The organism is Streptomyces sp. NPDC127106, from assembly GCF_042677605.1.
GTDB lineage: Bacteria > Actinomycetota > Actinomycetes > Streptomycetales > Streptomycetaceae > Streptomyces.
Genome location: NZ_JBHXTC010000012.1, coordinates 60,191 through 68,786, shown reverse-complemented (window position 1 = coordinate 68,786; position 8,596 = coordinate 60,191). Strand labels below are relative to the sequence as shown.

General features: G+C 72.3%; 8 protein-coding genes and 1 tRNA gene. 8 read left to right on the top strand and 1 reads right to left on the bottom strand.

What is annotated here, in order from left to right:
* Positions 1-101: 101 nt before the first annotated feature.
* Positions 102-563 carry a GatB/YqeY domain-containing protein gene (locus tag ACFVGY_RS13870; RefSeq protein ID WP_385675835.1) on the bottom strand — a complete coding sequence of 154 codons (462 nt, stop codon included), beginning with the start codon at positions 561-563 and terminating at the stop codon, positions 102-104.
* 68 nt (positions 564-631) lie between these two features.
* On the opposite strand from ACFVGY_RS13870, the gene ACFVGY_RS13865 reads away from it, so the two are divergent.
* From ACFVGY_RS13865 to ACFVGY_RS13830, 8 genes are all read left to right on the top strand, one after another.
* Positions 632-1,570 (top strand): metallophosphoesterase, encoded by a 939-nt coding sequence (locus ACFVGY_RS13865; RefSeq protein ID WP_385675832.1) that lies wholly within the window; start codon positions 632-634, stop codon positions 1,568-1,570.
* Between the two features lie 104 nt (positions 1,571-1,674).
* A tRNA-Pro gene (locus ACFVGY_RS13860) sits at positions 1,675-1,748 on the top strand.
* Positions 1,749-1,853: 105 nt separating this feature from the next.
* Complete coding sequence (locus ACFVGY_RS13855) at positions 1,854-2,639, top strand: aminotransferase class IV family protein (protein ID WP_385675829.1); 786 nt, start codon at positions 1,854-1,856, stop codon at positions 2,637-2,639.
* A 246-nt stretch (positions 2,640-2,885) separates the two neighbouring features.
* Positions 2,886-5,084 carry an asparagine synthase (glutamine-hydrolyzing) gene (asnB, locus tag ACFVGY_RS13850; protein ID WP_385675826.1) on the top strand — a complete coding sequence of 733 codons (2,199 nt, stop codon included), beginning with the start codon at positions 2,886-2,888 and terminating at the stop codon, positions 5,082-5,084.
* 90 nt (positions 5,085-5,174) lie between these two features.
* The gene (locus tag ACFVGY_RS13845; protein ID WP_385675823.1) at positions 5,175-5,873 is read left to right on the top strand and encodes a class I SAM-dependent methyltransferase; all 699 of its coding nucleotides are present in this window, start codon (positions 5,175-5,177) and stop codon (positions 5,871-5,873) included.
* Positions 5,873-6,727, top strand: a complete 855-nt coding sequence (locus ACFVGY_RS13840; RefSeq protein ID WP_385675820.1) for an isocitrate lyase/phosphoenolpyruvate mutase family protein — start codon at positions 5,873-5,875, stop codon at positions 6,725-6,727. The genes ACFVGY_RS13845 and ACFVGY_RS13840 overlap by 1 nt, the downstream gene beginning before the upstream one ends.
* Positions 6,724-7,836, top strand: a complete 1,113-nt coding sequence (gene aepY, locus ACFVGY_RS13835) for a phosphonopyruvate decarboxylase (protein WP_385675818.1) — start codon at positions 6,724-6,726, stop codon at positions 7,834-7,836. Before ACFVGY_RS13840 ends, aepY begins: the two co-directional genes overlap by 4 nt.
* Positions 7,833-8,573, top strand: coding sequence for a metallophosphoesterase (locus tag ACFVGY_RS13830; protein ID WP_385675815.1), 741 nt, complete (start codon positions 7,833-7,835; stop codon positions 8,571-8,573). Before aepY ends, ACFVGY_RS13830 begins: the two co-directional genes overlap by 4 nt.
* Positions 8,574-8,596 lie beyond the last annotated feature (23 nt).

The following is an 8,596-nucleotide window of genomic DNA, read 5'->3' as shown; positions in this document are numbered from 1 at the left end:
GCCCCGGCGGTGGCCGCGCGCCGCGCCGCCCCCACCCCCCACCGGGGCGGGCGCCGGGCCCCCGGCCCCCCCCCCCCCCCTCCCGTTCTCTCGTCGTTCTGCTACTGGAGGTGCTTCTTGACGGCGGCGGCGACACGGCCGCCCTCCGCCAGCCCGGCCACCTTCGGGCTCACGATCTTCATGACGGCGCCCATGGCCCGCGGCCCCTCGGCACCCGCGGCCCGGGCCTCCTCGACGGCCTGCGCCACGATCGCGGCGAGCTCGTCGTCGGTCAGCTGCTTCGGCAGGTAGGTGTCGAGGAACTCGCCCTCGGCCGTCTCCCGCTCGGCCTGGTCGGCCCGGCCGCCCTGGGCGAACGCCTCCGCGGCCTCGCGGCGCTTCTTCGCCTCCTTGGCGATCACCTTCAGGACCTCGTCGTCGGAGAGGACGCGCGCCTCCTTGCCCGCGACCTCCTCCTTGGTGATCGCGGCGAGGGTCAGTCGCAGCGTGGCGGAGTGGAGCTCGTTGCGCTCCCTGATCGCGGTGGTGAGGTCTTCCTGCAGCTTGGCCTTGAGCGTGGTCATGCCCAAGAGTCTGCCAGGTGCGGGGGCGGTGGCGCCTTCCGGTTTTCCGGGTCTGAGACGATGGCCCCATGCGTGCGCGTTACGGAGTACCCCTGAAGGTCACCGCCGGTATCGCGGCGGTGGGGGCCGCTGGAGTGGCCTATGCCGCCGGATTCGAGGCGCGGTCCTTCCGACTGCGCCGGATCACGATTCCGGTTCTGCCCGCCGGGATGCGCCCCCTGCGGGTACTCCAGGTGTCGGACATCCACATGGTCGGCGGCCAGCGCAAGAAGCGCGCCTGGCTGCAGTCCCTGGCCGGCCTGCGCCCGGACTTCGTCGTGAACACCGGCGACAACCTCTCCGACACGGAGGGCGTGCCCGAGCTGCTCGACGCGCTCGGCCCGCTGATGTCGTTCCCGGGCGTGTACGTGTTCGGCTCGAACGACTACTACGGGCCGCGGCTGCGCAACCCCGGGCGGTACCTGCTCGAGAAGGTGCAGGGCCGGCACGGGCTGAACGGCAACAAGCCGGTCGTCGGCGCCGTGCACAACCCGTGGGAGGGCATGCGGGACGCCTTCGACGCGGCGGGGTGGCTGAACCTCACCAACACGCGGGCCCGGCTCAAGCTGGACGGGCTGGAACTGGCCTTCACCGGCCTCGACGACCCGCACATCAAGCGCGACCGCTACGAGCGGGTCGCCGGCGGCCCCGAAGCCGACGCCGACTTCTCGATCGCCGTGGTGCACGCCCCGTACCTGCGCAGCCTGGAAGCCTTCACGGCGGACGGCTACCCGCTGATCCTGGCGGGGCACACGCACGGCGGGCAGCTGTGCATCCCCTTCTACGGGGCCCTCGTCACCAACTGCGACCTGGACACCGGCCGGGTCAAGGGGCTCTCCACCCACGAGACCGGTGGCCAGCGCGCCTACCTGCACGTTTCCGCAGGCTGCGGCACCAACCGCTACACCCCGGTCCGCTTCGCCTGCCCCCCGGAGGCCACCCTCCTGACCCTCGCCCCGAAGGCCTAGCGGGCCCCGCGGGCTGGTCCGCGACAACCGGATTTCGTCTCCGGCCGAGGGTCCGCTAAAGTAATCGATGTCGCCGGGGCGAGAGCCCGGAAAACGGCGGCGATCGGGGTGTAGCGCAGCTTGGCAGCGCGCTTCGTTCGGGACGAAGAGGTCGTGGGTTCAAATCCCGCCACCCCGACTCAGCAGTACCAGGTCAGAGCCACCTAGGAGAGATCCTAGGTGGCTCTTCCGTTTTCCTGGGCGACCGGCTGGGTGATCGCGGGCCGGCTGGCATCGTGGGGGTATGAGTGAGCTGAACGGGGTGGCGGTCGGGGTTCGGGAGTTGCAGGCGCTGGCGCTGGTCAACTACGGGCACTTCACGACCATGCGGGTCGAGGACGGGCGGGTGAAAGGGCTCGCGCTGCACCTGGAGCGGCTGCGGCGGGACTGCCGGACACTGTTCGGGGCCGAGCTCGACGGGGAGCGGGTGCGCGGGCTGGCGCGGCGGGTGGCGCCGGGCCGGGGGGCCGTCACGGTCCGGGTGACGGTCTTCGATCCGGGGCTCGACCTCGGGCGTCCCGTGACCGCCGGTGATCCGCAGGTGCTGGTCACGGTCCGGGGGGCGGGCGGCGCGGAGCCGCCGCCGCTGCGGGTGCGGTCGACGCCGTACGTGCGCGACGTGCCCGAGGTCAAGAGCGTCGGGCTCTTCGCCGGGCTGCACCACCGGCGGCAGGCGCAGCTGCACGGCTTCGACGACGCCCTGTTCGTCGACGCCGGGCAGACCGTGTCCGAGGGGGCCACCTGGAACGTCGGCTTCGTCGAGGGCGGGCAGGTGGTCTGGCCGGATGCCGAGTGCCTCGACGGGGTGACCATGCAACTGCTCAAGCAGGTTCATCCGCACGGAAGCCGGGGCGTGCGGCTGGCGGACGTCGCGGGGTTCGAGGCCGCCTTCGCCACCAACGCGGCCATGGGGGTGCGGGCCGTCCGGGCCGTGGATGCCGTGGAACTGCCCGGCTCCGGCTCCGGCTCCGGTTCGCTGATCGACGCGTTGCGGGACGCGTACGCCGCCGTTCCCGGCGAGCTGCTCTAGGGACCCCACCTGCGCGCCACCCGCGCGCCACCGTGACAACACCGCTTCCCCGGATGCTCGTCAGCAGCAAATGACCACGAGCCATCCGAACGGAGGTGACAACGATGAAGGTTTACACCAAGCCGGAGGCCAAGAAGGTCGACCAGGGCACCATCGTCGCCGCTGTCCGCTAGTAGCGACCCGCATGCCACGCCTCCCGCTCCGGGGGGCGTGGCATGTCCGCTCCCACCTCAGGAAGCCAGCCACATGTGCGGTATCGCAGGATTCGCCCACACGGACGGAAGCGCCCTCGCCGGGTCCGCCGACGCGGTGCTCCGGGACATGGCCCACGCGCTGCGCCCGCGCGGCCCGGACGACATGCAGTTCCACCACACGGAGCAGGCGTGCATGTCCTTCACCCGGCTCGCGCTGATCGACCCCGAGGGGGGCCGCCAGCCGTTCATCAGCGAGGACGGGATGGTCATCCTCGCCGCGAACGGCGAGGTCTACAACTACCGCGAGCTCCGCAAGGGCTTCGACGGGCGGGTGAAGTTCCGCAGCGACTCCGACTGCGAGGTGCTGCTGCACCTCTACCTGGAGAAGGGCCTCGACTTCCTCGACGACGTGCGCGGCATGTTCGGCATCGCCGTCATCGACCTGCGCGAGCAGCGCCTGCTGCTCGCCCGCGACCGGCTCGGCATCAAGCCGCTGTTCCTGCACCGCAGCGGTCCGACCGTGCTGTTCGGGTCGGAGATCAAAGCGCTCTTCGCGCACCCCGCCTGCCCGCGCGAGCTCGACTGGTCGCGCGCCCTCGCCGACCAGGGGCTCAGCTCGGCGCCGGTGATGACCGACGCGGAGCCGGTCACCTGGTTCAAGGACGTCGACCACGTCCCCTCGGGCACGATCGTCAGCATCGGCCTGCGCGACGGTGCGACCCGGGTGCACCGCTACTGGGAGCTGCCCGCCCCGGCCGAGGCCGGCAGCCTGCCCGAGGGCTTCTTCGTGCAGAGCATGGGCGACCTGCTGGCCTCCTCCGTCCGCGAGTGCCTGATCGCCGACGCCGAGATCGGGGTCTTCCTCAGCGGCGGCCTGGACTCCGCGGCCGTGACCGCGCTGGCCGCGCACACCGGGCTGCACACCTTCTCCGCGCTCACCGGCAGCACCGTCGTCAACCGGGATGCGCAGTACGCCCGGCAGACCGCGGACCTGCTGGGCCTGCCCCACCACCAGGTGGCGTTCGGCGCGGACCGCGTCCCCTCGCCCGACGAGTGGCGGCTGCTGCTGTGGCTGATGGAAACGCCGCAGTGTGGACCGGAGCAGTTCTACAAGAGCGAGATGTACCGCTTCGCCCGCGCCGAGCGGCCCGAGCTCAAGGCGATCCTGCTGGGCTCCGGCGCGGACGAGTTCAGCGGCGGCTACAGCGTCGCGCTCGCCGGCGGCGGCGACTGGGAGGACTTCGAGGGCAACCTCAAGACGATGGCCCGCCGCAAGGCGCTCGGCTCGCAGTCCTCCGTCTCCGTGTGGTGGGAGGGCACCGACCTGCCGCTGCTCAGCGACGACGCGGTGGCCGCGTACGCGCCCGGCGCGGTGGACGACCCGTACGGCTCCTACCTGGCCTGGAAGTTCCGGGACATGCAGCAGTACAACTTCTGGGTCGAGGACCGCACCGCCTCCGGCAACGGCGTCGAGGCCCGCGTCCCGTTCCTGGACCACCGCATCATCGAACTGCTGGCGACCGTGCCCCGCGCCCACCGCAAGCGGCTCTTCTGGGACAAGCAGGTCATCCGCGAGGCGGTACGGGACATCCTGCCGGCGGAGGTGATCAGCCGGCCGAAGCTCGCCTTCTACGAGGGCGAGGGCGTCCGCCACACCCACCGCACCTTCACCCGGATGCTCGCGCAGAACGGGGACGAGCTCGTCGAGCAGGCCCTGTCCTCGCCGCGCGCCGCCCAGTACCTCGACCGCGCCAACATCCACCGCACCCTGCGCCGGCTGGAGCGCGACCAGGGCTCCGGGCACGTGGAGCTGCTGATGCGCGTGGTCAACCTCGGCCTGCTCGACCTGATGGCCCTGGACGTCCCGAAGAGCCGGACCCCGAACGGCCCGGCCCCGTACGCACTGCGGGTCACCGACTTCGAGGGCCCCGCGGTGCAGGAGCTGTTCCCGCAGGCCCCGATCGCGGAGACCGCGGTCTTCCGGCTGGCCGAGGGCGTGCTCGTCCTCGACGACGTGCAGGAGGGGAACACCTCGTACGTCGTGGTCGACGGCAGCATCCGGTTCGTCATCGACCACCTCACGCATGCGGACTGGCTGCGGCTGCTGCGCGGGTTCGACGGCCGCCGGCCGCTGGCGCAGGCCCTCGCCGACGCCGGCTGCGAGCTGGACGCGATGCGTCCGCTCCTGGACGGCTCGCTGGAGGCAGGCCTGCTGGAGGCCGTCCCCGAGCCCGCCGTGCAGGTGCTCTGACCGCCTCGGAGCCGTGGCGGTTCGGTCCCCCCATTGGAATCGGCATCCGGACGTGGATGTACGGAAGTGAACACGAGTGAGGTCAACCCGATGACAGCCCATCTCTACTGGGACGAGGTCTGGCGCACCGACAGCGGGCGCGCGGACTGGTCGCGGCCGCACCCGTGGGTCGTGGACGAAGCCGCCCGGCTGCAGAAGCTCGGCGCCCGGGACGTACTGGACCTCGGCTGCGGCGTCGGCCGGCACGCCCTGTACTTCGCGGAGGCGGGGTTCGCCACCTCCGGTACGGACGCCAGCGAGGCGGCCGTCCGGGCGGCCCGCGAGGAGAGCGACGGGCGCGGCGTCACGGTCGCCCTGGACGTCGGCGACTTCACCGAACTTCCCTACGCGGACGACAGCTTCGACTACGTCCTCGCCTTCAACGTGGTGTACCACAACGACGAGGCCGGCCTCGCGGAGGTGCTCGGCGAGGTCCGGCGCGTGCTGCGCCCGGGCGGCATCTACCAGTCCACGATGCTCTCCAAGCGCAACGGCGAGTACGGGCGCGGCAACGAGGTCAGCCCCAACACCTTCTGCCAGCCCGAGGCCACCGACGACAAGGTGCACCCGCACCTGTACGTCGACGCGGCCGACCTGCTGCGGCTGCACGAGGGGTTCCGGCTGCTGAGCGCGGCCGACGCCGAGCACGCCAAGCCCGGCTCGTTCCACTGGCACTGCGTCTTCGAGCTGCCGGGGCGGGACGTGGCCGGCACCCGCCACGGCCACTACGCGCAGAGGGCTGGTGCGTAGTGTCGAAGGCGGCGCAGCTGCGCGAGTTGCTGGAGCGCAAGGAGATAGCGCGGATCGTCGGGGCGAGGGACGCGCTGACGGCCCTGCTCGTGGAGGAGGCCGGGTTCGACGGCGTGTGGGCGTCGAGCTTCGAGATCTCGGCGTCCCGGGCCCTGCCCGACCTCGGTCTGCTGACCATGTCCGAACTGCTCGAGGCCTCCTCCCACGTGAACCGGGCGACGTCGCTGCCGCTGCTGGCCGACTGCGACACCGGCTTCGGCGGCAACATCAACGTCGTCCGCACGGTCGACATGTTCGAGGCCGCCGGCATCGCCGGGATCTGCCTGGAGGACAAGGTGTTCCCGAAGCGGAACAGTTTCCTCGGCGGCGGCCAGAACCTGGAGGACCCCGCCGAGTTCGCCGGCCGCATCGAGGCCGCCGTACGGGCGCGGTCGGGCAGCGACTTCACGGTCGTCGCCCGGGTCGAGGCGCTCATCGCCGGCGCGGGGCTCGACGAGGCCGTGCGGCGCGCCCATCTGTACGCGGACGCCGGCGCCGACGCGGTGCTGATCCACTCCAAGAAGACCGAGCCCAGCGAGATCCGGGAGTTCCTCCGGGCCTGGCAGGGCCGCAAGCCCGTCGTCGTCGTGCCGACCACCTACCCGCACTGGGACCTCGCCGAGGCCGAGGCAGCCGGCGTGTCGGTGGTCATCTACGCCAACCACGCGCTGCGCGCCTCGGTCTCCGCGATGCGCGACGTGCTCGGCGAGATCCGGGTGGCGGGCGGCACCGGCGGCGTCGAGGACACGATCGCCCCGATGAAGGAACTCTTCGGTCTGACCCAGGTCAGCCGGTGGGAGGAGCGAAGCGCGTGATCAGCGCCGAATTCTTCTGCGCGGAACTCGACCGGCGCGGATTCGGGTTCTTCAGCGGGGTGCCCTGCTCGTACCTGAAGGGCCCGTTCGCCCTGCTCGAACAGCGCGGCAGCTACGTGCCGGCGCCCAACGAGGGCATCGCGCTGTCGATGGCGGCCGGCGCCGAGCTGGGCGGCACCAAGGCGGTCGTGCTGGCCCAGAACTCGGGCCTGGGCAACCTCCTCGACCCGCTCACCTCGCTCACCATGGCGTACGAGATCCCGCTGCTGCTCTTCGTGAGCCTGCGCGGCTGGCCGACCGCCGAGGACGACGAGCCGCACCACGCGGCCATGGGCGCCGGGACCATCGGCGTCCTGGAGGCCGTCGGAGTGGAGCACGGCATCCTCGGCCCCGCCGAGGAGAGCCTGGCCGGCCTCCTGGACCGGGCCGAGGAGGCGCGCCGCGACCGGCGGTCGTTCGTCGTCCTCGTCCCGGCGAGGACCGTCGGCACCTGCGAGGTGCCGGCCGGCGGGTCCGGGGGGCGGATGGACCGGCAGGAGGCCGTGGCCGCGCTCGCCCCGCACCTGGACGGCGCGCTGGTGTACAGCACGACCGGCATGATCAGCCGGGAGCTGTTCGGCGTCCGCGACACCGCCCGCAACTTCTACATGCAGGGCTCGATGGGCCACGCCATCGGCCTCGGCCTGGGCACCGCGCTCAACCGGCCCGACGAGAGGGTCGTCGTCGTCGACGGTGACGGCGCCGTCGTGATGCACCTCGGCGGACTCGCCCTGGTCGGCGAGCGGCGTCCGGCGAACCTGACCCACGTCGTCCTCGACAACGGCTCGTACGACTCCACCGGCGGCCAGCGCACCCGGGACACCGCCCTGCGCTGGGACGAGCTGGCGCTCGCCGCCGGATACCGCACCGCGCGCATCTGCCGCACCGCCAAGGAGGCCGACGCCCACCTGGCGGAGATCGACGGGCAGCCCGGCCCGCACCTGGTGGCCCTGGAGATCGGCCGGGGCGGGGCCACCCCGCCCCGGGTAACGTCGGCGCACACCAACGCCGAGGTCCGGGCCCGTTTCCAGGCCGCGGCGGCGAACGACGCGCGGAAGGAACCGACTTGACCGTCATCGCCCACGTCAGCGACCTGCACCTGGACCTCGGGGAGCGTGCCACGGCACGCGCCCGCAAGGTGCTGGGCTACCTGCGGGACATCCCCGGCCCGGTGGACGCCGTGCTGGTCTCCGGCGACATCGCCGACCACGGCACGGACGAGGAGTACGCGCAGGCGCGCGAGCTCCTCGACCTGCCCTGGCCGGTCCTGGTCCTGCCCGGCAACCACGACCGGCGCGGGCCGTTCCGGACCGGGCTGCTCGACGGCGGGCCGGAGGAGGACGAGCTGAACCAGGTCGTCCGCACGCCCGGCGCCGTGTTCGTGCTGTGCGACTCGACGATCCCGGGCAAGGACGAGGGCGTACTCGGCGACGCCACCCTGCGCTGGCTCGACGACGCGCTGGCCGCCGAGGACGGCACCCTGCCGGTCTTCGTCTGCTTCCACCACCCTCCGGTCGACCTGCACACCCCGCACGTGGACCGGGTCCGGCAGTTCGGCGAGGACCGCCTCGCCGAGGTGCTGGGCCGCCACCCGCACGTCGTCGCCCTGTTGTGCGGGCACGCGCACGTCGCCGCGGCCACCACCTTCGCGGGGCTGCCGCTGCTCGTGGCGCCCGGGGTGGCCTCCACCGTTCCGCTGCCCCTGGAGGGCCGCCCCGTCGTGGACTTCGACCTGGCGCCTGCGCTGGCGTTCCACGTCCTCGACGGCGACCGGCGGCTCGTCACGCACTACCGGGCGCTGGGCTAGCCCTCCCCGGAGACTGAGAGAAG

Coding starts and splice junctions, on each gene's coding strand:
- ACFVGY_RS13870 (WP_385675835.1), bottom strand. CDS start 563: ATGACCACGCTCAAGGCCAAGCTGCAGGAAGACCTCACCACCGCGATC.
- ACFVGY_RS13865 (WP_385675832.1), top strand. CDS start 632: ATGCGTGCGCGTTACGGAGTACCCCTGAAGGTCACCGCCGGTATCGCG.
- ACFVGY_RS13855 (WP_385675829.1), top strand. CDS start 1,854: ATGAGTGAGCTGAACGGGGTGGCGGTCGGGGTTCGGGAGTTGCAGGCG.
- asnB (WP_385675826.1), top strand. CDS start 2,886: ATGTGCGGTATCGCAGGATTCGCCCACACGGACGGAAGCGCCCTCGCC.
- ACFVGY_RS13845 (WP_385675823.1), top strand. CDS start 5,175: ATGACAGCCCATCTCTACTGGGACGAGGTCTGGCGCACCGACAGCGGG.